Consider the following 26365-nt stretch of genomic DNA (forward strand, 5'->3'; position numbering starts at 1 on the left):
GAACAGCCCCCGGTCAGCGCATTATCGTCGCTGGCCACGCGTACAGCGCACGCAGATCGGCGTAACCGAAATCACAAGCGTGCAAGACGCCTTTGTTCGCGGGCTCGCCTCGGTCCGCGATCCTATTGCTCGAGTTCCTGGACGAGCGAGTCGACGACCGCGACCAGATCGCCCTGGGCGGCCGCGGCCACCCGACGCTGCCGCTGATACGACGCGCCCCGCTTGGGAATGTCGGCGACCAGGGCCAGTTCGTTCTCGCAGCCGAGGCTCTTGGCGGTCGGTTCGAGCCGGTTGAGCAGATCCATCAGATCGTCGGTGACCAGCCGCTCGTTGCTGTCGGCATCGGTGATGATGATGGCGTCGAGCCCGTATCGCGCTGCGCGCCACTTGTTTTCCTGCACATGCCAGGGCGGCAGGATGGCGGGCAGGGTTTCGCCGGACTCCACGCGCCGATCGAGATCCACGATGAGGCAATGGATCAGCGCCACGATGGCGGCCAGTTCGGCCTTGGTCGGGGTGCCGTCGCAGACCCGGACCTCGATGGTGCCCCACTTGGGCGCGGGCCGAATGTCCCAGTGCATGCCGCCGAGTTGTTCGAACACACCGGTTTTGGTCTGGTCGCGCACGAATTCCTCGAACTGGCTCCAGTTTTCGAACTGGAAGGGCAGTCCGGCGGTGGGCAGCTGCTGGAACATGAGCGCCCGATTGCTGGCGTAGCCGGTGTCCACGCCCGCCCACATGGGCGAGGAGGCCGAGAGCGCGAGCAGATGCGGGTAGGACGGCAGCAGCCCGTTGAGGATCGGGAAGACCTTGTCCGGGTGGGAGATTCCGACGTGCACGTGCACGCCCCAGATGAGCATCTGGCGGCCCCACCACTGGGTGCGCTCGATGAGTTCGTCGTAATGCGCGCTGCGCGTGAGCTGTTGGGTGGACCACTGCGCGAACGGATGGGTGCCCGCGCAGAACAGGTCGACCCCGACCTCGTCGGCGGCGCGGCGCACGGCGTCCTGGGTGGCACGCAGCTCGTCGACCACCTCGCCCACGGTGTCGTGCTTGCCGGAGACCAGCTCGACGGTGTTCTTCAGCAGTTCCTTGGTGATCTGCGGGGTGCCGTCCCAGGCGCGCAGATCACCGCAGGCCTCGAAAACGGCTGCGGCCGTGTTGGACAGGTCGCGCGTGCGCTTGTCGACGAGCGCGACCTCCCATTCCACACCGAGCGTGGGCCGGGGCGATGAGTTGAAGGGGACCTTCGAAATGCCTACCCCGGCCATGGCTCACCTCGAGTGGGTTCAGGACACGACGCCACAGGCGACCCGAGCGCCCGCGTCGCCGGTCGAGAGGGTTTCCTGATCCGGCGCGGGCGCGTACCGGGTGGGAATGTTGCCGAAGTTGTCGGGCCCGTTGTGGATGATCAGGGCCTTGCCCTTGATCTCGTCCAGGGTCACCGAGTCGGTGGTGGTGGTCAGCTTGGCGGTGCCGTCCTTGAGCACCTCGAGCGAGGTCAGGTCGCCGCTGGACGGGTGCGCGTTGGCGTCGCCGACCTGCAGGTGGCCACCGGCGGAAAGGAAGTCGCCGGGCGCGCCGCCCGAGGGCGCGACGGAGTTGGGCTCGCACTTGCCGACCGAGTGCAGGTGCAGGCCGTGGAATCCGGGCTTGAGGCCGTGTGCCTCGACGACCACCTCGAGGTGGCCGCCGACGTTGGCGAAGGTGGCGGTGCCGACGGTCTGGCCGTTCGAGTCCTTGAGGGTCGCCGACACCGAATCACGCGGCTCCGCGGCATTACCCAGACCGCTCGAGGTACCGGCCGGGGCGGGCGAGCTGGTGAAGACCGCCGGGGTCGTCCCCTTGACGTCGCTCGATTCCTGGCTGTTGGAGCAGGCGGTGAGGCCGAGGGCCGCGACCGCGAGCACCGGAGCAACAGTCCACCAGGACGGGCGACGAGTTGTGGACGAGGCCATCGGGGAACTCCTTTACGAGTCCGAGTTTATCGGGAAAGCAGGGTGGACATAGTTCGTACCGGACAAGATGATGCCAGAGGCATGTGTGTGTCCCGTGGAGGGGCCATCCGGGTGTTCTGGTCGGGACTAGCCGCCGGTGACGATGACGATGACGCCGGTGGGCGAGTCCGAGATGCCGGGGAACCGGGGTTCGGCCGAGCAGCCCAGTTCGGCGGCGATGGCCTGGGCCAGCGCCTGCTCCTTGGGCGAACTGCCGTAGTACACGGTGGTTTTCGGAATGACACCGTTCGGGTAGTTCCCCACCTCGGTGACGTTGTAACCCTCGGCGCTGAGTTGATCACCGGTCTTCTTGGCGAGCCCGGGGATGGTGCCGTTGTTGTAAACCCGTACCGGAACGGTCTTGTCGATGCCCGCGGCCGCGGTGGTGGTGGGTGCGGGCGGTGTCGTGGTGGTGGTCGGCAGCGCGGCGGTGGTGGTCGGCGCGACCGGCGGAGTGGTGACCTGGGTCGAATTCTGCTGTGCCGCAGTGGTGGTGGGCGCGGCGCTGCTGGCCTGCGAGCTCGACTCCGAGCTCGCGCCGGAGGAGTCCGAACTCGACAGCGACATCGCGCCGATCCCCGCGAACACGATGGACAGCGCGATCAGAACCATCGCCAGGGCCCGCAGCGGCGGACCGCCGGACGGCGAATTCGGAGTGCTCACGCGTCGAGCCTACTGGGTTATACCTGAAAACCGAGACGGCGTGCGGCCCTGGTCTTCTGGCGGCTGGCACGCAGTCGGCGCAGCCGCTTGACCAGCATGGGGTCCGCGGCCAGCGCCTCGGGCTTGTCGACGACGGAGTTCAGCACCTGGTAGTAGCGGGTGGGCGAGAGGTCGAACAGCTCGCGGATGGCTTCCTCTTTGGCGCCCGCGTACTTCCACCATTTGCGCTCGAAGTCCAGAATGTCGAGTTCGCGGCGGGAAAGGCCGTGCGCGCCTTCCTCGTCGGCGACACCTGCCTGGCCATGGTCCGGAATACCGACGGAGCCCGCGGGGATACCGTCCTCGCTTGCGGAGATGTCTCGTGCCGCTGCGCTGTCCATAGTGCTCCCTCGCCGAGTGGTCACCAGACGAATATGGTGCTTGTGCGTCGCCGATCATTCAACCACGCGGCGGGACCTTCCCGATGCGTACCGCTCGGCGTGTTTCGGTGACTCATCCCCGGCGTGTCGCATGGGGAACGGCCAGCGTGAGCAGCCCGGCAACCACCCAGTAGGCTGCTCAGCATGGCTATTCTCCCGATTCGCATTGTCGGCGACCCGGTTCTGCACCGCGCGACCACCCCGGTCACGCAGTCCCCGGAGGAGCTGGCCGAGCTGATCGCGGACATGTACGACACCATGGACGCCGCCCACGGTGTCGGCTTAGCGGCCAATCAGGTCATCATCAAGGCCGAGGACGAGCTCTCCCCGCGGATTTTCGTCTACGACTGCCCGGACGAGGTGTCCGACGGCAAGATGGTGCGCCGTCGCGGCTGCGTGGTCAATCCGGTGCTGACGACCTCCGAGATCCCGGAAACCATGCCGGATCCCGACGATGACGAAGAGGGCTGCCTGTCGGTGCCCGGCGAGCAGTTCCCCACCGGCCGCGCCGACTGGGCCAAGGTGACCGGCACCGACGAGAAGGGCGAGCCGGTCGAGATCGAGGGCCGCGGCTTCTTCGCCCGCATGCTGCAGCACGAGACCGGCCACCTCGACGGCTACCTCTACGTGGATGTGCTGGTGGGCCGCAATGCCCGCGCCGCCAAGAAGGCCATCAAGCGAAACGGCTGGGGCAAGCCGGGTTTGAGCTGGGTGCCGGGCACCGTCCCGGATCCGTTCGGGCACGACGACGTCGACGAGGACGACGACTGATTCGCCCATGACCGAATCCGAACTCCCGCCGATCGGCAAGCGGGTCGTGGTTCGCTATCGCCTGCCCGCGGGATATCCGCAACCGCTGACGGATGTGATCGGTGAGCTCACCGCGACCGACCCCCTGACCGTGCGCACCGCCGACGGCCAGGTGGTCTCCATCGCCTGGGATCAGGTGGTGGCCTGGAAGCCGGTGGGGCCCAGGCCCATTCGGACCAGCGAGATCCGTTCCCTGGAGTCGGCGGCGGCCGACGCCTGGCCGGGCCTGCACCGGTCCTGGGTGGACGGCTGGCTGCTGCGCGCCGGGAACGGCTACACCAATCGCGCGAATTCCGCGGTGCCGCTGGGCGGTACGGACGGACCGGCGCTGATGAACGCCGAGACCCTGCACCGCATCGGCGAGTGGTACACCGCGCACGGCCTGCCCATGGTGTTGCAGCTGCCCGATCGGCTGGCCACGGCCCCCGCGCAGTGGCGCAGCTGGAACGAAACCCGGGTGCTGGCCGTCGATATCGCGAATCTCATGTTGCCGCAGGGCCCGTCGATGGTGCGGTTCACCCCGGAACCGGACGGGGCGTGGCTGTCCATGCACCGGCATCGCGGCGGGGACACCGATGTCGGGTCCACGCCGGTGGTGGAGGTGCTCACCGCGGTGCGCGACGGCGAAGTCGCCTTCGCCACACTGGGTTTGCCGACGCCGCTGGCCATCGGCCGGGCCGCGGTGACCACGGCCCCGGACGGCCGCCAGTGGGTCGGGCTGACCTGCGTGGCGGTGGCGGCCGGGCATCGGCGACACGGACTGGGCACGCTGGTGTGCGCGGAGATGATCCGCTGGGGGCAGGCGCGCGGGGCCACGCACGCGTACGTGCAGGTGTCGGATGACAATGACGCGGCGCTGGCGTTGTATCAGGAGATGGGTTTCCTGGAGCACCACGGCTACCGGTACGCCGCGCCCTGATTTCGCTTTCGAAGACTATTGCTGAAAGGTCCGCCACCCCCATGCGCATCGCCACCTGGAACGTGAATTCGATTCGCACCCGGCAGGATCGGGTGCTGGCGTGGCTGGACCGCGCCGATATCGACGTGCTCGCCATGCAGGAGACCAAGTGCAAGGACGAGCAGTTCCCGTTCGAGGCCTTCGAGGCCGCCGGGTACGAGGTCGCGCACCTTGGCGTCAGCCAGTGGAACGGGGTGGCCATCGCCTCGCGGGTGGGGCTCGCGGAGGTGGAGATCGGATTCCCGGATCAGCCCGGATTCGACAAGGACGCCGGTGCGTCGCTCTTGAGCGCGCCGGTGGTGGAGGCCCGCGCGCTCGGGGCGACCTGCGGCGGGGTGCGGGTGTGGAGCCTGTACGTGCCCAACGGCCGCGCACTGGACGACCCGCACTACACCTACAAGCTGGAATGGCTTGCGGCGCTGCGGGCCGCGGGCAGCAAGTGGCTCGCGGAGGATCCGGACGCGCAGATCGCGCTGGTCGGCGACTGGAATATCGCACCGACCGACCTGGATGTCTGGTCGCCGGAGTTCTTCCAGGGCAAGACCCACGTCTCCGACCGCGAGCGCGACGCCTTCGAGGCGATCAACGAGGCGGGCTTCACCGATGTGATGCGCCCCTTCCACCCCGGCCCCGGCGTCTACACCTACTGGGACTACACCCAGCTGCGCTTCCCCCGCAAGGAGGGCATGCGCATCGACTTCATCCTCGCCTCCCCCGCCCTGGCGGCCCGCGTCACCGAGGCGAACGTGGACCGCGAGGAGCGAAAGGGCAAGGGCGCCAGCGATCACGCCCCGGTCGTGGCCGATCTCGCCGACTGACGCGGATCTCGCGGACCGATGCGGCTAGACCGGTCGGGTCTTGATGGCGTCGCGGGAGATGAAGACGTCGTAGTTTCCGGCCGTGGCGATGACCGCGTTGCCGTAGGCCGAGCGCACGAAAGGCTTTGTGTACCAGGACTGATTCTTCATGTCCTGGAAGAAGTCCTGGTCGCTGCCGTTGAGGAAGATCTGGTTCTGCTTGGTGGCGATGCCGTCCAGGCGCTGGCCGTAGAGGCGCGTCACCTTGTAGCCGGAGTTGAAGCCGAGCGCGTTGACCCACGGCTCGAGTTCCACGATATTGGCCTGCAGTACCCACATGTCGCCCTCGACCTTGTAGGTCTCGTGCTTGTCGGCGTGGTCCTTGTCGCCGTAGAGGGTCAGATCCACGTCCATCATGTGTTCTTGCCCGGCAATGGGTTTGGCCTCGATGTGGGCGGCCTTCACCTCGCCGGTGAGGCCGAGGAACGTCTGCAGCAGCGTGGTGATCCAGAGGATCACCACGGCGACGAGCACCAGCCCGATCGCACCCGCGCCACGCCCGGCCAGCACTCGCCAGCCGACCTTGCGCGCCTTGAAAACAGCCGTGATCAGCAATCCGATTGCCGCGATGGCGAGCACCAGCAGCAGAATCTGGATCCAGCCGAAGCTAACCGGGAAGACCATGCGGTAGTTGTACCCCGCGGGCACGACAGTTCACCGCAGGTCACAAACGAAATGTGCGTGTCCCCCCGGCGAGCCCGTATGACTCGCCGAAGGGACACGCGGTGAGAATCAGAAAGCCGCTTCGTCCAGCTTCATGATGTCGTTGTCGATGTTCTCGACGACGGAACGCACGCCGCTGATCAGGGGGAGCTTGTTCTTCGCGAACCACGACGCCACGCCGACCTTGCCGGTGTAGAAGTTCTTGTCCTTGGCGTCCGCGCCCGCGTCCAGCGCCGCCTGCGCGATGGCGGCCTGCTCGAGCAGTCGCCAGGCGATGACGAGATCGCCCACGGCGTAGAGGAATCGGACCGAGCCGAGGCCGACCTTGTAGATCTCGTCGGTCTGCTGCTGCGAGGCCATCAGGTAGCCGGTCAGCGCGGCCGCCATGGCCTGCACGTCGGCCAGTGCCGCGCCGAGCAGCCCGCGCTCGACCTTGAACTGGTCCGGGCCGCCGTCGACGAACTTCTGGATCAGGCCCGCGACGTGCCCGAGCGCCACGCCCTTGTCGCGAATGATCTTGCGGAAGAAGAAGTCCTGCGCCTGGATGGCGGTGGTGCCCTCGTAGAGCGAGTCGATCTTGCAGTCGCGAATGTACTGCTCGATCGGGTAGTCCTGCAGGTAGCCCGAACCGCCCAGGGTCTGCAGCGATTCGGTCAGGCTCTCGTAGGCCCGGTCCGAGCCGCAGCCCTTGACGATCGGCAGCAGCAGGTCGTTGACCCGCTCGGCCAGCTCGGCGTCCACACCGTAATTGGCCTGCGCCACATCGGCGTTCTGGTAGGAGGCGCAGAACATGTACAGCGCGCGCAGGCCCTCGGCGTACGCCTTCTGGGTGGCCAGCGAGCGGCGCACGTCCGGGTGGTGGGTGATGGTGACGCGCGGCGCGCTCTTGTCGGTCATCTGGGTCAGATCCGCGCCCTGCACGCGCTGCTTGGCGTACTCGAGGGCGTTGAGGTAGCCGGTGGACAGCGCGCCGGTGGCCTTGGTGCCCACCATCATTCGCGCGTTCTCGATGACCTTGAACATCTGCGCGATGCCATTGTGGACCCCGCCGACCAGGTAACCCACGGCCGGAATGTCGCCGCCGAAGGTGATCTCACAGGTCGGCGAGGACTTGATGCCCATCTTGTGCTCGACGCCGGTGACCAACGCGCCGTTCTTCGCGCCGAGTTCCATTGTCTCGGTGTCGAACAGGAAGCGCGGCACCACGAACAGCGACAGGCCCTTGGTACCCGGTCCCGCGCCCTCGGGGCGGGCCAGCACCAGGTGGAAGATGTTGTCGGCGGTGTCGCCCACGTCGCCGCCGGAGATGAAGCGCTTCACGCCCTCGATGTGCCAGGTGCCGTCGGCCTGCTCGATGGCCTTGGTGCGGCCCATGCCGACGTCGGAACCGGCGTCGGGCTCGGTGAGCACCATGGTGCCGCCCCAACGGTTTTCCCACGCGTGGGTGGCCCACTTCTTCTGCTGATCGGTGCCCTCCTCGAAGAGCACCTTGTGCATGAGCGGACCCATATTGAAGAAGGAGGCCGAGTTGTTGGCGGCCACCAGCATTTCCTGGATGCCCCAGATCAGCGCGTTCGGCGCGGGCACGCCGCCCATCTCCTCGGACATGCCCAGACCCGAGTAGCCCGCCTCGTTGACGGCGGCCACGGTCTTCTTCAGCGATTCGGGGACGGTGATGGTGTGCTGATCCGGAATGAACTCGACCGGGTTGCGGTCGGCGTCGACGAACGACTCCGCGATCGGCCCCTCCGCGAGGCGCTTGGCCTCGGCGAGCATCTCGCGCGCGGTGTCGGCGTCCAGGTCACCGTAGGCGCCCTTGTCCAGCAGCTCGCCGATTCCCAGTACCTCGAACAAGTTGAACTCGATGTCTCGTAGGTTCGCCTTGTAGTGGGACACGGAAGGGCCTCCTCGGGCATAGGTAATCGATCAAGCGATGTTGGAGATCAAGCGCAGGTTGCCGTACGCCCGTACCGTTACGCAAGCGTAGGTACGTCTCTTCATCCGAAATGACCGGATCGACCGGGCCCCATCCCGAAAAGTTAACCGTGCCGTTATGCGCTCGAGCGGGAACTACGGCCGTACAGCTGCTTGGCCTGCTGCGGAGTGACGGTGACCGGATTCACCGGAACCCCGGCTCGCATATGTTCCTCGAGCAGGCGACCGGTCATCGTGCCGATGAAGTGCTTGGCGACCTTCAGCTCGAGCCGGTCGTTCCGCAGGGTCTTCATGGCCAGGCGCACCGCGGGCGGATAGGCCGCGTCGAGCAGGCCCGGCTGGTCGAAACCGCCGGTCTCGCGCATCCACCTCGGCAGCGTGGCAATGGCGGCCGGGGCCACCAAACGGCTCCCGGCCCAGAGCTTCACGCCCTTCTCCGACGGCGTGAACAGCAGGTAGTGCATGCCGCGGCGGGCGCGTTCGGAGCTGCACAGGCGGGGGCGCACCCGCTCGAAGTACTCGCGGACCTCGGCGCGGGAGGTGGGGACATCGGACGGCTTGCAGGTCTGCAGTTCGGCGGCGATGACGCACTCCCGCCAGTACTGCGCCTCTTCCTCCGGACTCAGCGGGCCCGGGCCGTACATCTCGTAGCACTTGAGCACCGAGTGCCAGCCGGTGACGTGGATCCACAGCTGCGAGTCGGGATTGTTGGCGCTGTAGCGCTTTCCGGTGATCGGCTCGATCCCGGTGGCCTTGGCGTGCACCTGCATGAGGTGTTCGGACGCCTCGATGGCCATGCGGCTGTCGGCCACCGCGGCGATCAGGAAGTACGCGAAGGTGTGGTCGAGCCGCCCGCGCGGATCGCTGTAGATGCCACCGACATCGGCGACCGCGGCGGTCAGATCCGGATCGAAGTGCTCGAGGGTGACCGCGCGCTGGAATCCGATGAGCGCGGTGGGTGCGGTCCAGACCTTCCAGGTCGGCGAGCCTGGTCCGAAGAAGCCGTAGTCGACCTCGCGGATGGTGCGGGCAGGCGCGTCGAATTGCGGACGTTCGGTCACTGCCGTCATCGTTTCTGCTCCTTTGCAGTGTCGATGGCTAGGCCGGAAGCCTATTCATTCACGAATGTAGCATTTGGGTTCAGGGGTTCATCTCGTACACACCCGCCAGCGCTGTGACCTGCGTCAACACTGCCTCGAAGCGGGTCGGGTCGGCGATCGGTCGGCGGACCAGATCGAGGGCTCGGACCTGTTGGGCCTTGGTGGCGGTGGGCTTGGTGTGCAAAGTCAGGGCGTGGCGGGAGAACTCGCGGACGAACAGGTCGAAGAGTTGGTCCAGGACCGCCTCGTCGGCTCCGGCGATCTCGGCCTGCTCGAGGATGAGCTGGGCGTACGGGAGGGTGGTGAACAGCTCGCCGAGGGCGAAGAGGAAGTCGACGTCCTGCTGCTGCGCGGCGGTCGGGGTGGCGGCGGCCAGCAGCGCCTGGAAGGCCAGGGCCTGATCGAGGAAGACCGCGACATTCGGGATGCGCGCGAACTTTTCGAAGACCGGCCGCCAATCGCCGAAGCGGACCTTGCCCAAACCGCTGCTCGGCCCCTGCCGAAACAGGAACTCGTCATCGGCGGCATCGCGGCGGGTGGGCACGGGAGCGTGTGCGGCGCGGGCGAATTCGGACCGCAGCGCCGGAACCGCCTTGGCCGCCGGACCGGTGGCGCGACGACTGGTCCAGCTCAGCGCGCCCGCGACCGTGCGCACCGCGCCCTTGGGTGCGACGCCCGCGCCGGGCAGGTAGCGCAGGGCGGCCAGCCCGGCGTCGGCCGGATGGAACATGAAGTTGGGCATGAACTTCAGCGACAGCGCCATGTTCACGTGCACCGTGCCCTCGAGGCGCGGCAGGCCGAACATGCCGACCATGGCCATGGGGAAGTACATGTCGTTCTCGAAGCCGCGCGCGGCGATGACGTCGGCGAGGTCCTCGTAGAGCTTTTGGCCGTGCCGGGTGACCGACATCTTCTCGATGGCGTTGAACAGCAGGTAGCGCCGGTCGTTCTCGTTCGCCGAGCGCATGTAGTCGATGGCCCGCTCGCTGTAGAGCTTCATGCCGATCAGGCGCGCGTAGCTGTCCGCGAGCAGCGATTTCACCTGCGGGAACTCGGTCACGCGGTGCCCGAACAGGATTCGCTCGTGGGCGTGGGTGACCGCCTCGAACATGGCGTGCTCGCACGCGCCCACCGCACCGAAGCCGAGGTTGAACTTGCCGACGTTCACCGTGTTCATGGCGGCGTCGAAGGCGGCCCGACCGGTGTGCAGAATGTCGGACTCGGCGACCGGGTACTGGTCGAGATCGAAAGCGGCGACATACATCTGGGAGTCGACCACGTTCTTGCGCAGCTTGTAGTTCTTGTGCCGGGAGTCGGCGGCGAAGAACAGGTAGCCGGAGTACTCCTCGTCGGTCATCTTCCGCAGGAAGTCCGAGGAGTCGATGATCGGCCGGTCGGCGCGGCGGCCGAAGACCGACACCATGCCCGCGAGATTGCCATTGCCGATGTAGTGCTTGCCGCCGGTGGCGGTGTAGCCGCCGCCGGGTTTCGGCTCGAGCACCATGTCGGTGGAGTAGATGTCCGCGCCGTGTTCCTTCTCCGAGAGCCCGAACGCGAAGATCTCACCGGATTCGAGCAGGGCGGCCGCGCGGGCCTTGGCCTCGGTGTTGGGGCTCTGCCAGATCGGGCCGAGGCCCAGGATCGTCACCTGCCACACGTACCAGTACTGCATTCCGTAGAACCCGAGGATCTTGCTCATCATGGCGATGCGCGCGGTGTCCCAGCGCTTGTTCGGGTCGCCGCCCGCCTGCGCGGCCGGGGTCAGGAAGGTCGCGAAGACGCGCTCGCGCTTGATGAAGTCCAGGAAGTCCGCGTACCAGACCCGATCCCGGCTCTCGGCGAGCAACCGGACCTTGCCGCAGGCTTCGAAGTAGTCGACGGTGGCGCGCAGCAGCCGCCGGGTCTCGGTGTCGAATTCGGCGAAGTCGCAGGTCTTCGGGTTGAACAGGCGCTGGCTCATCGGGCTCCGTCTCCTCCGGCCGGGGAGGAGTCCGCAGCTCCTCCGGATGCTTTCCTTCGTGAATGTAGCATTTTTCTACACGAATGAATGAAACGATCATGGAAACCCATCCGACCTGCCGTTCCCGCCCTCGCGGGCACTGCTACCCTCGGTGCGCATGGGCACCGAATCGGCGACGCGACCCCGCGAGCGCGCGCGGCACCTGGGTCCCGAACGCCGCCGCCCGCAGGTCCTCGACACCGCGCTGGAGATCGCCGTCGCCGACGGCATCGCCGCGGTGACAATCGCCGCGGTGGCCGACCGCATGAAGGTGACGCGCCCGGTCGTCTACGCCTGCTTCACCGATCGGGTGGAGTTGCTCGAGGCCCTGATTCGCCGCGAGGAGGAGTACCTGATCGCGGGCATCCTGGACGTGCTGCCGCGCCGCCGGGTGGAGGCCGACGAGGCCGTCTTCGTGGAGGGCTTCCGCGCGCTGCTGCACACCGTGTCCACGCGACCCGACAGCTGGCGGCTGCTCTACGGCAATCCCGATCCGGCCGTGGCGGATTCGTTCGGCAAGGGCCGACTGCTCGCCGTGGAGCGCTGCACCCGCCGCTTGCGGCCGACCCTGCGGGCCTGGGGCACCGAGGACGCGGAGCGCAAACTCTCGGCACTCGTCGAACTGTGGGTCTCGGCGGGCGAGGGCGCGGTCCGAACACTGCTGACCGATCCGGGTGAATGGACTCCGGACACGTTGGGCGAGTTCGTCGGAGCGGCCGTCTACCGGGCCCTGCGGCACGCCTGAGCCAAGCTCGAGCACACCTGCCCGAACCGGGGTCCCGCCCGCAATCCGATGGCTACGATGGGAAAGGGACCATCGGTCAATGCGGGAGACGGCAATGACGTTCTATCGGCAACTCGGTTCGGTGCCGCCCAAGCGGCACACCCAGCATCGGGATGCGCAGGGTCGGCTCTATTACGAAGAGCTGATGGGAGAAGAGGGCTTCTCCGGCGACTCCTCGCTGCTCTATCACCGGAGTCTGCCTCCGGCCATTGTGGATTCGTCGGTGTGGGTGCTCCCCGAGCAGCGGCTGTACCCGAATCACCCACTGCGACACCGGCATTTGAAACTGCACGAACTCTTCCTGGGCGACAAGCCGTCCGACAGCGATGTGGTGACCGGGCGGCGGCTGCTGCTCGGCAATGCCGACGTGCGCATCTCGTACGTGGCGGCGCTGCGGGAATCGGCGCTGTACCGCAATGCGATCGGGGACGAGCTGGTCTATATCGAATCCGGTTCGGGGCGGGTGGAAACCGTCTTCGGGTCGCTGTCGGTGCGGCAGGGGCATCAGGTGCTGCTACCCCGCGCCACCACCCACCGCTGGATTCCCGACGGCCCGGAACCCCTGCGCGCGTACGTGATCGAGGGCTCCGGCCACATCACGCCACCCAAGCGGTATCTCTCGAAATACGGTCAGTTCCTGGAGCATTCACCCTATTGCGAACGGGACCTGCACGGTCCGACCGAACTCGTGGCGGGCGAGGGCGAGAATGTCGAGGTGCTGGTCAAGCATCGCCCCGCCGGTGAGATCGTCGGCACCAGCATGGTTTACGCGACGCACCCCTTCGACGTGGTGGGCTGGGACGGCTGCCTGTACCCGTTCACCTTCGATATCGCCGACTTCGAACCCATTACCGGGCGCGTGCATCAGCCGCCGCCCGCGCACCAGGCGTTCGAGGGGCAGAACTTCGTGGTCTGCAATTTCGTGCCGCGCAAGGTGGACTATCACCCGCTGTCGATCCCGGTGCCCTACTACCACTCGAACGTGGACTCCGACGAGATCATGTTCTACTGCGGCGGAAACTACGAGGCGCGCAAGGGATCCGGGATCGGACAGGGTTCGGTGTCGGTGCATCCGGGCGGGTACGCGCACGGGCCGCAGCCGGGGGCCTACGAGCGGAGCATCGGCATCGAGTTCTTCGACGAGCTGGCGGTCATGGTGGACACCTTCCACCCGCTGCAGCTCGGTGAGGGTGCGTTGGCGTGCGAGGATCCCGGTTACGCGTGGACCTGGTCGGGTCGCGGGCCGAGTCAGTGGATTTGAGTGGATGGGTGGGTGACGGGGAAGGTGAACGGGGAGATGAGCAGTCGCGTGCGTATCGAGGTGCCCGAGGGTTCCGGGTTCGGCCCCACGCATTTGCCGTACTGCGTGTTCCGTCCGCTGGGCGAGGAGCCGCGGGTGGGTGCGCGGCTGGGTGATTCGGTCATCGATCTGGCGGTGGCGCTGGACGATCCGATGTTCCACCAGCCCAGCCTGAACGCCTTCATGACGCAGGGTCCACAGTGCTGGCGGGAGGTGCGCGAGCGGGTGCGCGCGGCCGCCGAATCCGAGCTGCCCGCGGCGGCCGTGCACGACGTGCGGGCGGTGCGGCTGGATCTGCCGGTGGAGATCGGCGACTACGTGGACTTCTACGCCAGCCTCGACCACGCCACCGCGCTGGGGCGCATGCTGCGGCCCAATGCCGAACCGCTGCTGCCGAATTGGCGGCATCTGCCGGTGGGGTATCACGGGCGCTCGGGCACGGTGGTGGTGTCGGGCACCGATATCGTCCGGCCGCACGGCCAGCGCAAGACCGATTCCGGCACACCGGATTTCGGGCCGAGCCGACGGCTGGACATCGAGGCCGAGCTGGGTTTCATCGTGGGCGCGGGGTCGGAGCTGGGCCGCCCGATCGAGACCGGCGAGTTCGCCGAGCACGTCTTCGGGGTGGCGCTGGTCAACGACTGGTCGGCGCGGGACATTCAGGCGTGGGAGGGGCAACCGCTGGGCCCGTTCCTCGGCAAGTCCTTCGCAACCACCCTGTCGGCGTGGGTCACTCCGCTCGACGCCTTGGCCGCCGCGCGCATTCCGCTGCCCGCACAGCATCCCGAACCGCTGCCGTATCTGCGGGACACGGCGGCCTGGGGGCTCGACATCACGCTGAGTGTCGAGTGGAACGGGCAGGTCGTCTCCACTCCCCCGTATCGGCGCATGTACTGGTCTCCGGCGCAGATGCTCGCGCACATGACGGTGAACGGGGCGTCCACCCGCACCGGTGATCTGTTCGCGTCCGGCACCATTTCGGGCGCGGACCGCGGCGAGCGGGGATCGCTCATGGAAATCACGTGGGGCGGCACCGAACCCCTCGAGCTCAACGGGGTGCAGCGCACCTTCCTCAACGACGGCGACGAGGTGACGATCACCGCCACCGCACCCGCCGTCGGCGGCGGCCGCCTGAGCCTGGGTGAGGTGCGCGGCCGTGCCGTGAAAGCCATTTGATAGCTGGACAGTATCGACATGAGCGTCATCACTGACCCTACCGAGCGGTAGATCAGGAACGCTACGGTTCCGAGCGTCGGGAGACCTCGGAGGTGGCGTCGTGTTGACCAATCTTGCCCGGTTCGCCATGACGCGTCCCCGCGCCGTGTTGGTGGCCGCACTGCTGCTGATGCTCGTCTGCGGTGGCTTCGGGGCCACCGCGAAATCCCACATGGTCGGCGGCGGGTATCTGACCGGCTCGCTGGAGTCGGTGCGCGCCAACGACTTCATCACCGAGAACTTTCCCGGCGGCAATCCGAACCTCATCGTCATGGTGAGCGGTGACGGCGGCGTCAATGCTCCGCAGGTGCGCGCGGAGGCGCAGCGCATTACCGACGAGCTCGGCCGGAATCCGAATATTACCGGCGTGCAGTCGTATTGGACCAGCGCGACGGCCCGGCCCGATCTGGCTGCCGCACTGAAGAGCAAGGACGGCCAGCGTGGACTGATCATGGCCACCGTGACCGGCACCGATACCGATGTGCAGAACCGCGCGGCCGATCTGTCCAACCAGTTCAATGGCGATCGCGACGGCGTGCGGGTGCGGGTCGGCGGCATGGCCGGAACCTTCGCCGACATCAATCACCAGGTCGAGAAGGATCTGGTGCTGGCCGAGGCCATCGCGGTGCCGGTGTCGGGGCTGCTGCTGGTGCTGGTGTTCGGCAGTGTGATCGCGGCGGCGCTGCCGATCGGGGTGGGGCTCTTCGCGATTGCCGCCACGCTGGGGATTCTGCGCGGGCTGACCACGGTCATGCAGGTGTCGATCTTCGCGCTCAATATGACCAGCGCCCTGGGGCTGGCCCTGGCCATCGACTACAGCCTGTTCATTGTCAGCCGGTATCGCGAGGAGTTGGCCGCGGGGCGCGATACCCGTTCGGCCATCCTGCGTTCGGTGCGGACGGCGGGGCGCACGGTCGTCTTCTCCGGATTGACGGTGGCGCTCGCACTGGCCGCGCTGGCGGTGTTCCCGCAGCCCTTCTTCAAGTCCTTCGCGTACGCGGGCGTGGCCGTCGTGGCGGCCGCGGTCGGCGCATCGGTCCTCCTGCTGCCCGCCGCCCTCATGCTGCTCGGGGACCGCGTGAACGCCTGGGACCTGCGAAAGCCTTTGCGCCGCCTGGCCGGACGCACGGCTCTCGCGCCGAAGCGGCCCGAGGACACCTTCTGGTACCGACTGGTCACCCGGGTGATGCGGCGGGCACTGCCGGTCGCCGTGATCGCCGCAGCGGTGCTGCTGGGCCTCGGATCGCCATTCCTGAAGGCGCATTTCGGGACGCCCGACGACCGGGTGATCGGTACCTTCGCGTCCAGCCGTCAGGTGGGTGACGCGCTGCGGCACGACTTCTCGGCCGATATGGCGTCGAGCGCCGTGGTGGTCCTGCCCGGATTCCACGGCGACAGCAGGGAAATCGGCGCGTACGCCGCCGCGCTGTCGCGGGTGCCCGGGGTTCCGGCGGTGCTGTCGAGCGACGGCGTCTACGCGAACGGCACCAAGATGGCGGCCGGAATCCCGCAGATGGCGGGACCCGGCGGAACCTATCTGTCGGTCGGGACCAGGGTCGCGCCCTACTCCGCCGAGGGCAAGCGGCAACTGTCGCAGTTGCGTGCGGTGGACGCGCCCGGCGATGTCCTCTTCGGCGGCGCGGCCGCGTTGAACGAGGACACCATGGACTCGGTGATCAGCCGACTTCCCTTGGCGGGCGCGCTGATCGCCGTCATCACCCTGATCCTGCTGTTCCTGTTCACCGGCAGCGTGGTGCTCCCGGTGAAGGCGCTGCTGCTGAACATGCTCTCCCTCACCGCCACCTTCGGCGCGATGATCTGGATCTTCGAGCAGGGCCACCTGTCCGGCTTCCTGCGTTTCACCGCCACCGGCAACATCGACCTGTTCATGCCGATCCTCATGTTCTGCCTGGCCTTCGGCATGTCCATGGACTACGAGGTATTCCTGCTGTCCCGCATCCGCGAGGAGTGGCTGGCCTCCGACCGCGGCCGCGCCGCCAACACCCGCTCGGTCGCCCTCGGCGTGGCCCGCACCGGCCGAATCTTCACCGCCGCAGCGGGTTTGATGGCCGTGGTCCTGCTGGCGGTGGCCACCTCCGAGGTCGCACCCATGAAGCTGTTCGGAATCGGCCTGGCGCTGGCCGTCGTATCCGACGCAACCATCATCCGCGGTCTCCTGGCCCCGGCCCTCATGCGCCTGATGTCCACCGGCAACTGGTGGTCCCCGAAACCGCTTGCGGCACTGCACAAGCGGATCGGTTTCGAGGAGTCGCCCCCGGAGCCTTCAGCGACGGTAACCGAGGGCGACCACCCCGGCGGCGAGCAGTACCAGCCCGCCGATGACACCGAGACCGAGACCCATACCGTCGGCGAAGGCGGCCGGATGGTGGGCACCGTCCCCCGTGCGTGAGGCCATCAGCGTGCCGATCACCGCGACACCGATGGCTGCCCCGAATTCCCTTGCGGCGGAATTCAATCCGGCACCCATCCCGGCCCGGTCGGCGGGCAGATTGGCCATGACGCCGGTGGTGAGCACCGGGGCGGCGAAACCCATACCGAACGACAGCAGCACCAGGTAGACCGCGTACAGCGGATACGGGGTGTCGGCATCCGCGGTGGCGACCAGCAGCAGGCCCGCGCCGATGACGGCCAGCCCGCCCGCGGCCGGAATCCGCGGCCCCAGGGTGGCTTCCAGCCGGACGGCCCAGCGCGGCACCAGGATCATGCCGAGGGTGAGCGGCACGATGGCCAGACCCGCCTGCGCCGCCGAGAAGCCCTTCACGTACTGCAGGTACTGCGAGTTCACGAAGAACAGGGCGAACAGCCCGAAAAACGTGGTGGCCGTGCCCAAGACGGCCACGGACAGTGACCGGGACCGGAACACGCGCGGGTCGATGAGCGGATGTGGGGAGCGCAGCGAATGCCAGCCCAACACCGCGATCAGGATCGCGCCGAGCCCGAATCCGGCCAGCACCTCCGGCGCGCCCCAGCCGTGCGAGGGGCCCTCGATAATGCCGTAGAGCAGCGCCGTCGATCCGGCCATGAGCAGCAGCGCGCCGGGCAGATCCTGATTCGCCTCGCGGCGTGGGGTTTTCGGCGTCACGACCGCCACCGCGATCAGCAGTGCAAGTCCGGCGGGGACCATCACCCAGAACAACGCCTGCCACGGCAGATACTGCTGCAGCAAGCCACCACCGATATTGCCCAGGGCCCCACCGAGACCCAGCGACAGCGTCCAGGCGGCGAGCGCGCTGGCCCGGGTCCGGGCGTCCGGGGACAGCTGCACCAGGATCGACATGGTCGCGGGCACGATGAGCGCGGCACCCGCGCCGGACACCGCGCGCCCGGCAATGAGCTCGATCGGATGCGCGGCCAGGGCGCTGGTGAGCGCGCCCGCCGTGAACAGCCCGAGCCCCGCCAACAGCGCGCCCTTGCGGCCGTGCCGGTCACCGAGCGCTCCAGCCGGAATGAGCAGGGCGGCGAACACGATCACATAGGCGTCCACCGCCCACAGCAGCTCCGACGAACTCGGCTGCAACGACGACGCGGCCAGCAGCGGAATCGACAGGTTGATGGCGGCCACCATGCCCTGGGCCACCATGACGCAGGCACACAGGGCGAGCAGGACCGCGCGTGGCGGCCCGGAGACGGGGGTATCGGTGACCGTTGCTTCGGACACGACCGTGGACATGGATGTACTCCAAACGGCAATGGGGAATTGGAATTCCGTCACCATCCGGACGGAACGGTTTCAACGCTAAAGGCGTCCATGAAATTACTCAAATGCATCTTTATCATCTGATACATGCACCAGACGCAATCCAGCGAGTTGCGCGGCATGGACCTGAACCTGCTGGTCGTGCTGGACGCCCTGCTCATCGAGCGCAGTGTGACGGGCGCGGCCGCGCGCCTGCATCTGTCCGAACCGGCGGTCAGCCGCGCTCTCGGCCGGATTCGTCGCACCCTCGACGATCCGATCCTGGTCCGCGCGGGCCGCGTCATGACGCCGACTCCGCACGCCCAGGCCATCGAACCGGAGGTGCGCGAACTGATCGAGCGCGTGCAGCGCCTGTTCACCTCGGCCCGCACCACCGATCTGCGCACGGTGACCCGCGACCTCACGGTGCTCGCCCACTACGCCCTACCCGCCGTCTACGGCCCGGCCCTGCTGCAGCGGGCCGCGGCCGAGGCACCCGGCATCTCACTGCGCTTCGTGCCGGAGAGTCACGTCGATCTCCCGTTGCTGCGGGACGGCGTGGCCGACCTGGAAATCGGCATCATCGACTCACGCGCACCCGAACTCCACATCCGGCCGGTGCACTCGGACCACATGATCGGGGTGGCGCGGCGCGGGCATCCGGCCTTGCGCGACAACACGATTCGCATCGAGGATTACGCGCGAGCCCGCCACCTCTCGGCGTCCCGCCGGGGCCGCCTCACCGGACCGATCGATACCGCACTGGCCGAGCGGGGATTCCACCGCACCGTCGTCGCCAGCGTCGCGGACTTCCCCACTTCGCTGTTCTTCCTGACCGACAGCGATCTGATCGGCAACATCCCCGCCTGCGCCCGCAGCCTGGCCGAACGACTCGGTCTGACCACCTTCGACCTACCGCTCGAAACCCCGCCGCTCCCTTACGCTTTGGCCTGGCACCCCCGCAATGACGCCGACCCCGCCCACATCTGGCTCCGCGACACTCTCCGCGAGATCATGCTCGCCGCCCTGGATCACAGGCCCACTTCCCGATTGAGTTGATAGATGCGCTGGGCGTATTCGTCGATTCCGAAAGTGGGGACAGTGAGGGTCTTGTAGTGCTGCAGTGCCGCCCGTAGGTTGGCCTCCCGCACCGCCCGCTCCATGTATTCGGAGCGGTTGAGACCGGCAGCCTCGGCTGCGGCATCCGCGTCAGCGGCAACCGAATCGTCGATGGTGATCGATACCTTCGTCTTGGCCATCAATGCATCCTGCTCGACATCGGATGATTTATCCGACCCGGTGCGAAATCACGCTCGCCGCCCGGTCGCGCGACTGAGGGCGGACCGCTCAGCGGGTGGCGGCGCGGCCAGCGTCGACGACGGCGACGAAGTGGTTCAGGTCGGCGACGAGGGTTTCGACCGAGTCCGGGGCGCCGCCGTCGTCGTGGTGGTGTAGCCAGTCGGCGACTAGTTCGAACATGCCGCCGATGGTGGCGAGGGCCAGGGGCAGCATGCCGGGGTGTTCGCGTGGATCGTCCTGGAGCCATTGGTGTTTCAGGAATTCGGCGGACCAGCGGCGGTTGCTGCGGCGCTGGGCCTCGACGGCGGGGGAAATGCCGCCCGCCTCGCCGAAGGTCACCTTGGCCAGTCGGGGGTCGTCGGCGATGGCGTGGACGAAGGCGGCGACCACGGCCGCGCGGCGGGTCGGCCAGTCCTGATCCGCGGTCTCGGCGGCGACCTCGGCGACGCGTTGCTGGATACCGGTACTGATCTGGGCGAGCAGGGCGGTGTAGCAGGCTTCCTTGCTCTCGAAGTGATCGTAGAAGCCCTTGGTGCCGACGTAGGCGTGCTGGCAGATCTGTTCGATCGAGGTCAGTGAATAGCTTTGCCGGGCAAAGAGTTCGGTGGCGGCGGACAGCAGTTGACGGCGGCGCTGGGCGCTGCGCTCGTCGGCGTCCAGGCCGCGGATGCGACGCCGTACGGGGGTCCGGTCGGTCGGCGCGGCAGATTTGCTGCGGGACATGCCTAGACGATAGCCAAGGCAATTTCAGAAAGACATCTTGTTGGTAACTGGATACCGTGTTGTAATCGCTGTCACGTCGATGAGGAAGGGAACAGAGGCGTGGCAATCAATGGGGATCGCCGAAGACGAGGGACACGGCTGCTCGCGGCCGCCCTCGCGACGGCATTGACGGCCGCTTCGGCCGTGCTACTAGGGGGTTTCACCGCCGGAACGGCTGCCGCGCAACCGCTTCCGCTGAATGTGGACCCGTTCTATCAGGCGCCCGACGGCTTCGAATCCGCCGAGCCGGGCACCATCCTGCGGTCTCGCGAAGTGCAGCTGGCGGTGCTGACCGTGCTGCCGGTGCACGTGCGGTCCTGGCAGCTGCTCTACCGCACCACCGACCTGTTCGGACAGCCGACGGTCGCGGCCACCACGGTGGCAATTCCGGAGGGTGCCAACACTTCTCACAGCCGTCCGCTGGTCTCGCACCAGTTCTTCTACGACAGCACCTCGCCCGCCTGCGCGCCCTCGTACGTCCTGCAGCAGGGCGGCGGGCTGCCCGCGCTGGAGGGCATTCACTCCACCGTCGAGTACCTCGAGCTCGCGGCCTCCATCAGTCAGGGCTACGCCATCAATGTGCCCGACTACGAAGGCCTGGGCGGCCATCTCGCGGTGGCCAAGGAGCCCGGCTACATGATTCTCGACAGCGTGCGCGCCGCCGAGAGCTTCCAGCCGCTGGGCCTGGACGGCGCGAATACGCCGGTCGCCCTGTGGGGTTACTCCGGTGGCGGCATGGGCAGCGGCTGGGCGGCGGAGATGCAGCCGAGCTACGCGCCGGAACTGAACATCAAGGGCATCGCCATGGGCGCGCCGGTGTCGGATGTCGAATCGCTGCTGCACGTCAACGGTTCCATGTTCGCGAGCCTGATCGGCGTCGGCATCGCCTCGCTGCGCAACGCGTATCCGAAGTTCGCGGAGACCACCGACAAGTACCTGACCCCGGAGGGCCGGGCGGTCATGGACCGCACCGCCAACCAGTGCCTGGTGCGCAATGTGCTGAACCTGATGTTCACCGACTATCAGCGCATGCTCACCATTCCGATCGCGGATTATCTGGCCCTGCCGGAGATCAAGGAGGTCTTCGATTCGACTGTGCTGGGCGACAATCCGCCGACCGCGCCGACCATGGTCTATCAGGGCGTCTATGACGAGGCGGTGCCCTGGTACACCAACGACCGCATGGTCCAAAGGTGGTGTGACGGTGGCACTTCCGTCTACTACAAGCGCGATCACCTCAGCGAGCACCTGACGCTGACCACGCTGGGCATGGCCGATGCCTTCAACTGGATCAAGTCGCGGCTCGCGCCCGGTGCGGGCGATCCGGTCGGCTGCCGCACGGACGATGTGATCACGATGCTCGGCAGCCTGGATGCCCTCGCCACCCAGACCGAGATCAATCTGAACGCCGCCTTCGGCGCGCTCGGCTGGCCCATCGGTCCGCAGGAGCACTGAGAGCCGACTCGTATATTTTTCCGCCGCCGGTCCACACCCTTGCCTCCGCCGGGTATGGTCGGCTGCGGAAAAGTACGCATGCCAACGGGGGCTCGCACCAGCGGGCTGAGAGGACGGCTAGTGGGCCGTCGACCGTATGAACCTGACCGGGTAATGCCGGCGTAGGGAGGATTCAAATGTCATCGAGTCGTGTCTCCAGCACATCTGCGCCAGTCGACACCGTGACAACCGGTCCCATCGAGGGCAGCGTCAAGCACTACGAACAGGTCGAGGTCGACGGCACGACCCTGAATGTTCCGGTGCGGCGCATCAACCTCACCAATGGCGAGCACTTCGACGTGTACGACACCTCGGGTCCGTACACCGACGACAGCGCCACCATCGATCTGGAAGCGGGCCTGCCCAAGCTGCGCGACAGCTGGGACAAGCCGCAGGTCGACGGCCCGCCGACCCAGCTGAATTGGGCGCGCCAGGGCATCATCACCAAGGAGATGGCCTTCATCGCGGCGCGCGAAGGCGTTTCGCCCGAGCTGGTGCGCGACGAGGTCGCCGCGGGTCGCGCGGTCATCCCCGCCAATCACCGCCACCCCGAGTCGGAGCCGATGATCATCGGCAAGAAGTTCGCGGTGAAGATCAACGCGAATATCGGCAACTCGGCCGTGAGCTCCTCCATCGCCGAGGAGGTCGAGAAGATGGTGTGGGCGACCCGCTGGGGCGCGGACACCATCATGGATCTGTCCACCGGCAAGAACATTCACGAGACCCGCGAGTGGATTCTGCGCAACTCCCCCGTCCCGGTGGGCACCGTGCCGATCTACCAGGCGCTCGAGAAGGTCAACGGCGATCCCACCAAGCTGACCTGGGAGATCTACCGCGACACCGTGATCGAGCAGGCCGAGCAGGGCGTGGACTACATGACCGTGCACGCAGGCGTGCTGCTGCGCTACGTGCCGCTGGCCGCCAAGCGCGTCACCGGCATCGTCTCGCGCGGCGGATCCATCATGGCCGCTTGGTGTTTGGCGCATCACCAGGAGTCGTTCCTGTACACCAACTTCGCCGAGCTGTGCGAGATTCTCGCCAAGTACGACATCACCTTCTCCCTCGGTGACGGTCTGCGCCCCGGCTCCATCGCGGACGCCAATGACGAGGCCCAGTTCGCCGAGCTGCGCACCCTGGGCGAGCTCACCAAGATCGCGAAATCCTATGGCGTGCAGGTGATGATCGAGGGCCCCGGCCACGTGCCCATGCACAAGATCGTGGAGAACGTGCGGCTGGAGGAGGAGCTCTGCGAGGAGGCCCCCTTCTACACCCTCGGCCCGCTGGCCACCGATATCGCGCCCGCCTACGACCACATCACCTCGGCCATCGGCGCGGCCATCATCGCCCAGGCCGGTACCGCCATGCTCTGCTACGTGACTCCGAAGGAGCACCTGGGCCTGCCCAACCGCGACGACGTGAAGGTCGGCGTGATCACCTACAAGATCGCCGCCCACTCCGCCGACCTGGCCAAGCAGCACCCGCGCGCCCAGGAGCGCGACAACGCACTGTCCAAGGCGCGCTTCGAGTTCCGATGGACCGACCAGTTCAACCTCTCGCTGGACCCCGACACCGCGCGCGAGTACCACGACGAGACCCTCCCCGCCGAGCCCGCCAAGACCGCCCACTTCTGCTCCATGTGCGGTCCGAAGTTCTGCTCCATGCGCATCTCGCAGGACGTGCGCGACTACGCGGAGAAGCACGGCCTCACCGACGTGAACGCCATCGAGGCGGGCATGGCGGAGAAGTCCGAGGAGTTCGCCGCGGCCGGTAACAAGGTGTACCTGCCGGTCGTGTCGTAAGACGAATCCTGTTCTGGGCGGATGGCTTTCGGGCCATCCGCCCAGAGTCGTCTTCAGGCCCGGTTGGAGATCTGCTGGACGGCCCAGCTATTGCCGTCCGGGTCGTCGAAGAAGACGAATCCGGCGTTGTCGAGGGGGTCACCGGCCGAGGGCGGGCCGGGCAGGACCTGGATGTCGCTGACATCGACGCCGCGTTCGACCAGTTCGGCGTGGGCGCGGCGGAGGTCGGGGACGACGAGTTGCAGGCCCTTCAGATATCCGGGCTCCATCTTCGGCACCGTGCCGCCCTCGCCGATGACGATGGAGCAGCCGGAGCCCGGCGGGGTCAGTTGGCAGATGCGCATGCCCGGGCTGGGCACGACGTCGTGGTCGACGTGGAAGCCGAGCTTGTTCGCGTAGAAATCCTTGGCGCGGTCCACGTCCGACACGGGGACGATGACTACTTCGAGGGTCCAGTTCATGGCAGATCCTTCCGGTTCGGTTCTTCTCACCGAGGTCGGAGCGGCTCGACGGAAATCGTCATAGTTCAGGATGTGGGTTCCGAAGTATTCGTGGAGCGCCTTCGGTTCATTGGGACCGGGACTGCCAGCGATGCGCGAATTCGCCCGGGCCGGGTGGCGGACCCGGGAGGTCACCCTGGGTGGCGAGGCCGTCGATGAGCAGGGCCAGGACGCGGCGGCGGAGTTGGCGGGTGCGGTCCGGATCGGGGAGGGAGATGGCGGCGCAGGATTCGAGGATCAGGCCGAAGTCGGCGACCTCGATGTCGGGGCGCAGGCGGCCGGATTCGCGCGCCCGGCGCAGGATCTCCGCATTGAGTTCGGCCGAGCGCTGAACCTCCGGGAGGATCGACTCGTCGGGGGTGAAAGTACCGGCCAGATGCACGACCAGCGAGTGCACATCGGCGTCGACCACGCGCTGCAGGAAGTCGACCAGGGTCTGCCAGCCGACCGAATCCCGCAGCGCCGCTTCGGCTTCCGCGTTGTAGCGGCGTAGCCCGTCGTAGCAGAGGGTGCGCAGCAGCTCCTCCTTGCTCGGATAGCGGCGGTACAGGGCGCTGATGCCCACCCCGGCGCGCTCGGCGACGGCCGAGATCGGGGCCTTCGGTTCGGCCAGGAACACGTCCCGCGCGGCGGCCAGGATGAGTTCGTCATTGCGGGCGGCCTGCGCCTTGCGGCCGGGCAGGGAGCGCTGAGCTGCGGGTTCGGCTGTCTTCGGCATGAATCGAGAATAGCACTTGAACGGAATGATCCGTTCCGCTATGGTTGAAACAGAACGAAACATTCCGTTCCACCAAGGAGAGAAACATGAACGCCCAGCCCGCCGCCTCCGCCATCCGCCCCTTCCGCATCGACGTCCCCCAGGCCCAGCTCGACGATCTGAACGAGCGGCTGCGCAAGGCGATCCTCCCCAACGAGCTGCCGGGCGTGGGCGACGCGTACGGCGTCACCAATGCGCGGGTGCAGGGTCTGGCCCAGTACTGGCTGAACGAATTCGATTGGCGGGCACTGGAAGCCAAGCTCAATGCCTACCCGCAGTTCACCACCGAGATCGAGGGCGAGGACATCCACTTCCTGCATGTGCGCTCGCCGCGGGAGGATGCCGTCCCGGCCGTCCTCATCCACGGCTGGCCCGGCTCGATCCTCGAGTACCTGGATGTGATCGAACCCCTGACCAATCCCGTCGATGCCGAGGCCCCGGCCTTCCACCTGGTCATCCCCTCGCTGCCCGGCTTCGGCTTCTCCGGGCCGACCCGCAGCACCGGCTGGGGCACCCGCCGCACCGCCCGCGCCTTCGTGGAACTGATGGCCCGGCTCGGCTACGAGCGGTTCGGCGCGATCGGCAATGACGCGGGCTCGATGGTCGCGCCGGAGATGGCGCGGATCGCCCCGGATCGGATGGTGGGAATGCATGTGACGCAGCTGTTCTCGTTCCCGTCCGGCGATCCGGCCGAGTTCGCGGACCTGTCGGCCGAGGATCAGGCGGCGCTCGCGCATCTGCAGTGGTTCCTGGACAACAAGTTCGCCTTCAACACCCTGCACAGCCAGCAGCCGCAGACCCTGGCCTTCGCGATCTCGGATTCGCCGATCGGCCTGCTGGGCTGGAACTCCCAGCTCATGGGTGAGAGCCTGGACGCCGAATTCATCATCGGCAATACCGCCATCTACTGGCTGACCGGCACCGCGGCCTCCTCGATCCGCTTCTACTGGGAGGACGCCCACGACACCGAGCGCACCCCCGGCCCGACCACCGTGCCGACGGCATTGTGCATGTTCAAGGGTGACTTCCAGTCGATCCGCCGCTTCGCCGACCGGGATCACAAGAACATCGTGAGCTGGCATGCCCACGAGACCACGTCGACGCATGCGACGAGCGCGAACGATGCCGCCGGGCATTACGCCGCCCACGAGGCGACCGATGTCCTGCTCGCGGACATTCGCCAATTCTTCGCCCGGCTGGGCTGATTCGGGCCGCACGGCCCGCGTTCCGGATCGGAGCGCGGGCCGTTCGCATGCCTGGACCCTCCCGCATGTTCGCGAGACGCGCATCGATGTTCCCCGGCGGCCGCCGTTGATGTACTGAATTCACCTTCGCAACAACGAATTACACGAGGTGA

General features: G+C 67.2%; 23 protein-coding genes, 1 pseudogene and 1 riboswitch. Of the genes and pseudogenes, 11 read left to right on the forward strand and 13 right to left on the reverse strand.

Annotation, left to right across the window (positions count from 1 at the left end; all coding sequences use genetic code 11):
* Positions 1-122 precede the first annotated feature (122 nt).
* From VMT40_RS37840 to VMT40_RS37855, 4 genes are all read right to left on the reverse strand, one after another.
* A complete protein-coding gene (locus VMT40_RS37840) occupies positions 123-1271 on the reverse strand; it encodes a glutamate--cysteine ligase (protein ID WP_326364485.1) in 1149 nt (382 codons plus the stop codon).
* Positions 1272-1289: 18 nt separating this feature from the next.
* Positions 1290-1958, reverse strand: coding sequence for a superoxide dismutase[Cu-Zn] (gene sodC, locus VMT40_RS37845; RefSeq protein WP_326364486.1), 669 nt, complete (start codon positions 1956-1958; stop codon positions 1290-1292).
* Between the two features lie 126 nt (positions 1959-2084).
* Positions 2085-2660, reverse strand: coding sequence for a LytR C-terminal domain-containing protein (locus VMT40_RS37850; protein WP_326364487.1), 576 nt, complete (start codon positions 2658-2660; stop codon positions 2085-2087).
* A 17-nt stretch (positions 2661-2677) separates the two neighbouring features.
* Positions 2678-3040 carry a DUF3263 domain-containing protein gene (locus VMT40_RS37855; protein WP_326364488.1) on the reverse strand — a complete coding sequence of 121 codons (363 nt, stop codon included), beginning with the start codon at positions 3038-3040 and terminating at the stop codon, positions 2678-2680.
* Between the two features lie 183 nt (positions 3041-3223).
* Here VMT40_RS37855 and VMT40_RS37860 point away from each other — a divergent pair, with 183 nt between their 5' ends.
* From VMT40_RS37860 to VMT40_RS37870, 3 genes are read left to right on the forward strand one after another with little or no spacing between them, the layout of a single operon-like run.
* On the forward strand, positions 3224-3850 hold the full coding sequence (locus tag VMT40_RS37860; protein WP_326364489.1) for a peptide deformylase: 627 nt from the start codon (positions 3224-3226) through the stop codon (positions 3848-3850).
* Between the two features lie 7 nt (positions 3851-3857).
* On the forward strand, positions 3858-4808 hold the full coding sequence (locus VMT40_RS37865; RefSeq protein WP_326364490.1) for an N-acetylglutamate synthase, CG3035 family: 951 nt from the start codon (positions 3858-3860) through the stop codon (positions 4806-4808).
* Between the two features lie 41 nt (positions 4809-4849).
* Entirely contained in the window at positions 4850-5665 is an 816-nt protein-coding gene (locus VMT40_RS37870) for an exodeoxyribonuclease III (protein ID WP_326364491.1), read from the forward strand.
* A 24-nt stretch (positions 5666-5689) separates the two neighbouring features.
* Here the strand turns inward: VMT40_RS37870 and VMT40_RS37875 are convergent, their stop codons facing one another.
* The 4 genes from VMT40_RS37875 to VMT40_RS37890 all read right to left on the reverse strand — a co-directional run bounded on the left by VMT40_RS37875 (position 5690) and on the right by VMT40_RS37890 (position 11362).
* Positions 5690-6328 (reverse strand): hypothetical protein, encoded by a 639-nt coding sequence (locus VMT40_RS37875; protein ID WP_326364604.1) that lies wholly within the window; start codon positions 6326-6328, stop codon positions 5690-5692.
* Positions 6329-6436: 108 nt separating this feature from the next.
* On the reverse strand, positions 6437-8263 hold the full coding sequence (locus VMT40_RS37880) for an acyl-CoA dehydrogenase (protein WP_326364492.1): 1827 nt from the start codon (positions 8261-8263) through the stop codon (positions 6437-6439).
* 155 nt (positions 8264-8418) lie between these two features.
* Positions 8419-9372, reverse strand: coding sequence for an oxygenase MpaB family protein (locus VMT40_RS37885; RefSeq protein ID WP_326364493.1), 954 nt, complete (start codon positions 9370-9372; stop codon positions 8419-8421).
* A gap of 70 nt (positions 9373-9442) precedes the next feature.
* Positions 9443-11362 (reverse strand): acyl-CoA dehydrogenase family protein, encoded by a 1920-nt coding sequence (locus VMT40_RS37890; protein WP_326364494.1) that lies wholly within the window; start codon positions 11360-11362, stop codon positions 9443-9445.
* Between the two features lie 157 nt (positions 11363-11519).
* Between VMT40_RS37890 and VMT40_RS37895 the strand changes: the two genes are divergently transcribed.
* The 4 genes from VMT40_RS37895 (at position 11520) to VMT40_RS37910 (ending at position 17110) form a co-directional block, all read left to right on the forward strand.
* Complete coding sequence (locus tag VMT40_RS37895; RefSeq protein WP_326364495.1) at positions 11520-12146, forward strand: TetR/AcrR family transcriptional regulator; 627 nt, start codon at positions 11520-11522, stop codon at positions 12144-12146.
* A gap of 94 nt (positions 12147-12240) precedes the next feature.
* Complete coding sequence (locus tag VMT40_RS37900) at positions 12241-13446, forward strand: homogentisate 1,2-dioxygenase (RefSeq protein WP_326364605.1); 1206 nt, start codon at positions 12241-12243, stop codon at positions 13444-13446.
* A 36-nt stretch (positions 13447-13482) separates the two neighbouring features.
* Positions 13483-14661, forward strand: a complete 1179-nt coding sequence (fahA, locus tag VMT40_RS37905) for a fumarylacetoacetase (protein WP_326364496.1) — start codon at positions 13483-13485, stop codon at positions 14659-14661.
* A gap of 100 nt (positions 14662-14761) precedes the next feature.
* On the forward strand, positions 14762-17110 hold the full coding sequence (locus tag VMT40_RS37910; RefSeq protein ID WP_326364497.1) for an MMPL family transporter: 2349 nt from the start codon (positions 14762-14764) through the stop codon (positions 17108-17110).
* 39 nt (positions 17111-17149) lie between these two features.
* On the opposite strand, the pseudogene VMT40_RS37915 reads toward VMT40_RS37910, so the two are convergent.
* A pseudogene (locus VMT40_RS37915) lies at positions 17150-18436 on the reverse strand (MFS transporter); the annotation flags it as partial.
* Positions 18437-18505: 69 nt separating this feature from the next.
* Between VMT40_RS37915 and VMT40_RS37920 the strand changes: the two are divergent.
* Positions 18506-19456 carry a LysR family transcriptional regulator gene (locus tag VMT40_RS37920; protein WP_326364498.1) on the forward strand — a complete coding sequence of 317 codons (951 nt, stop codon included), beginning with the start codon at positions 18506-18508 and terminating at the stop codon, positions 19454-19456.
* Here VMT40_RS37920 and VMT40_RS37925 read toward each other — a convergent pair.
* A complete protein-coding gene (locus tag VMT40_RS37925; protein ID WP_326364499.1) occupies positions 19429-19656 on the reverse strand; it encodes a ribbon-helix-helix protein, CopG family in 228 nt (75 codons plus the stop codon). The two genes, VMT40_RS37920 and VMT40_RS37925, sit on opposite strands and share 28 nt — an antisense overlap.
* A gap of 88 nt (positions 19657-19744) precedes the next feature.
* Positions 19745-20419 (reverse strand): TetR/AcrR family transcriptional regulator, encoded by a 675-nt coding sequence (locus VMT40_RS37930; protein ID WP_326364500.1) that lies wholly within the window; start codon positions 20417-20419, stop codon positions 19745-19747.
* Positions 20420-20518: 99 nt separating this feature from the next.
* On the opposite strand from VMT40_RS37930, the gene VMT40_RS37935 reads away from it, so the two are divergent.
* Entirely contained in the window at positions 20519-21913 is a 1395-nt protein-coding gene (locus VMT40_RS37935) for a lipase family protein (protein WP_326364501.1), read from the forward strand.
* Between the two features lie 74 nt (positions 21914-21987).
* Positions 21988-22098: riboswitch (TPP riboswitch) on the forward strand.
* Positions 22090-23751 (forward strand): phosphomethylpyrimidine synthase ThiC, encoded by a 1662-nt coding sequence (thiC, locus tag VMT40_RS37940; RefSeq protein ID WP_326364502.1) that lies wholly within the window; start codon positions 22090-22092, stop codon positions 23749-23751. (Overlaps the previous riboswitch by 9 nt.)
* 53 nt (positions 23752-23804) lie before the next feature.
* Here the strand turns inward: thiC and VMT40_RS37945 are convergent, their stop codons facing one another.
* Together VMT40_RS37945 and VMT40_RS37950 are read right to left on the reverse strand one after the other, a co-directional pair.
* The gene (locus tag VMT40_RS37945) at positions 23805-24212 is read right to left on the reverse strand and encodes a VOC family protein (RefSeq protein ID WP_326364503.1); all 408 of its coding nucleotides are present in this window, start codon (positions 24210-24212) and stop codon (positions 23805-23807) included.
* Between the two features lie 106 nt (positions 24213-24318).
* Positions 24319-24969 (reverse strand): TetR/AcrR family transcriptional regulator, encoded by a 651-nt coding sequence (locus VMT40_RS37950; RefSeq protein WP_326364504.1) that lies wholly within the window; start codon positions 24967-24969, stop codon positions 24319-24321.
* A gap of 86 nt (positions 24970-25055) precedes the next feature.
* On the opposite strand from VMT40_RS37950, the gene VMT40_RS37955 reads away from it, so the two are divergent.
* Positions 25056-26213, forward strand: coding sequence for an epoxide hydrolase family protein (locus VMT40_RS37955; RefSeq protein ID WP_326364505.1), 1158 nt, complete (start codon positions 25056-25058; stop codon positions 26211-26213).
* The last annotated feature ends 152 nt before the right edge of the window (positions 26214-26365 follow it).

Origin of the sequence: Nocardia sp. CDC160 (assembly GCF_035818795.1) — a bacterium.
Taxonomy (GTDB): domain Bacteria; phylum Actinomycetota; class Actinomycetes; order Mycobacteriales; family Mycobacteriaceae; genus Nocardia.

Coding starts and splice junctions, on each gene's coding strand:
- VMT40_RS37890 (WP_326364494.1), bottom strand. CDS start 11,362: ATGAGCCAGCGCCTGTTCAACCCGAAGACCTGCGACTTCGCCGAATTC.
- sodC (WP_326364486.1), bottom strand. CDS start 1,958: ATGGCCTCGTCCACAACTCGTCGCCCGTCCTGGTGGACTGTTGCTCCG.
- VMT40_RS37860 (WP_326364489.1), top strand. CDS start 3,224: ATGGCTATTCTCCCGATTCGCATTGTCGGCGACCCGGTTCTGCACCGC.
- thiC (WP_326364502.1), top strand. CDS start 22,090: ATGTCATCGAGTCGTGTCTCCAGCACATCTGCGCCAGTCGACACCGTG.
- VMT40_RS37930 (WP_326364500.1), bottom strand. CDS start 20,419: ATGTCCCGCAGCAAATCTGCCGCGCCGACCGACCGGACCCCCGTACGG.
- VMT40_RS37865 (WP_326364490.1), top strand. CDS start 3,858: ATGACCGAATCCGAACTCCCGCCGATCGGCAAGCGGGTCGTGGTTCGC.
- VMT40_RS37840 (WP_326364485.1), bottom strand. CDS start 1,271: ATGGCCGGGGTAGGCATTTCGAAGGTCCCCTTCAACTCATCGCCCCGG.
- fahA (WP_326364496.1), top strand. CDS start 13,483: ATGAGCAGTCGCGTGCGTATCGAGGTGCCCGAGGGTTCCGGGTTCGGC.
- VMT40_RS37870 (WP_326364491.1), top strand. CDS start 4,850: ATGCGCATCGCCACCTGGAACGTGAATTCGATTCGCACCCGGCAGGAT.
- VMT40_RS37955 (WP_326364505.1), top strand. CDS start 25,056: ATGAACGCCCAGCCCGCCGCCTCCGCCATCCGCCCCTTCCGCATCGAC.
- VMT40_RS37855 (WP_326364488.1), bottom strand. CDS start 3,040: ATGGACAGCGCAGCGGCACGAGACATCTCCGCAAGCGAGGACGGTATC.
- VMT40_RS37885 (WP_326364493.1), bottom strand. CDS start 9,372: ATGACGGCAGTGACCGAACGTCCGCAATTCGACGCGCCTGCCCGCACC.
- VMT40_RS37875 (WP_326364604.1), bottom strand. CDS start 6,328: ATGGTCTTCCCGGTTAGCTTCGGCTGGATCCAGATTCTGCTGCTGGTG.
- VMT40_RS37945 (WP_326364503.1), bottom strand. CDS start 24,212: ATGAACTGGACCCTCGAAGTAGTCATCGTCCCCGTGTCGGACGTGGAC.
- VMT40_RS37895 (WP_326364495.1), top strand. CDS start 11,520: ATGGGCACCGAATCGGCGACGCGACCCCGCGAGCGCGCGCGGCACCTG.
- VMT40_RS37900 (WP_326364605.1), top strand. CDS start 12,241: ATGACGTTCTATCGGCAACTCGGTTCGGTGCCGCCCAAGCGGCACACC.
- VMT40_RS37950 (WP_326364504.1), bottom strand. CDS start 24,969: ATGCCGAAGACAGCCGAACCCGCAGCTCAGCGCTCCCTGCCCGGCCGC.
- VMT40_RS37920 (WP_326364498.1), top strand. CDS start 18,506: ATGCACCAGACGCAATCCAGCGAGTTGCGCGGCATGGACCTGAACCTG.
- VMT40_RS37925 (WP_326364499.1), bottom strand. CDS start 19,656: ATGGCCAAGACGAAGGTATCGATCACCATCGACGATTCGGTTGCCGCT.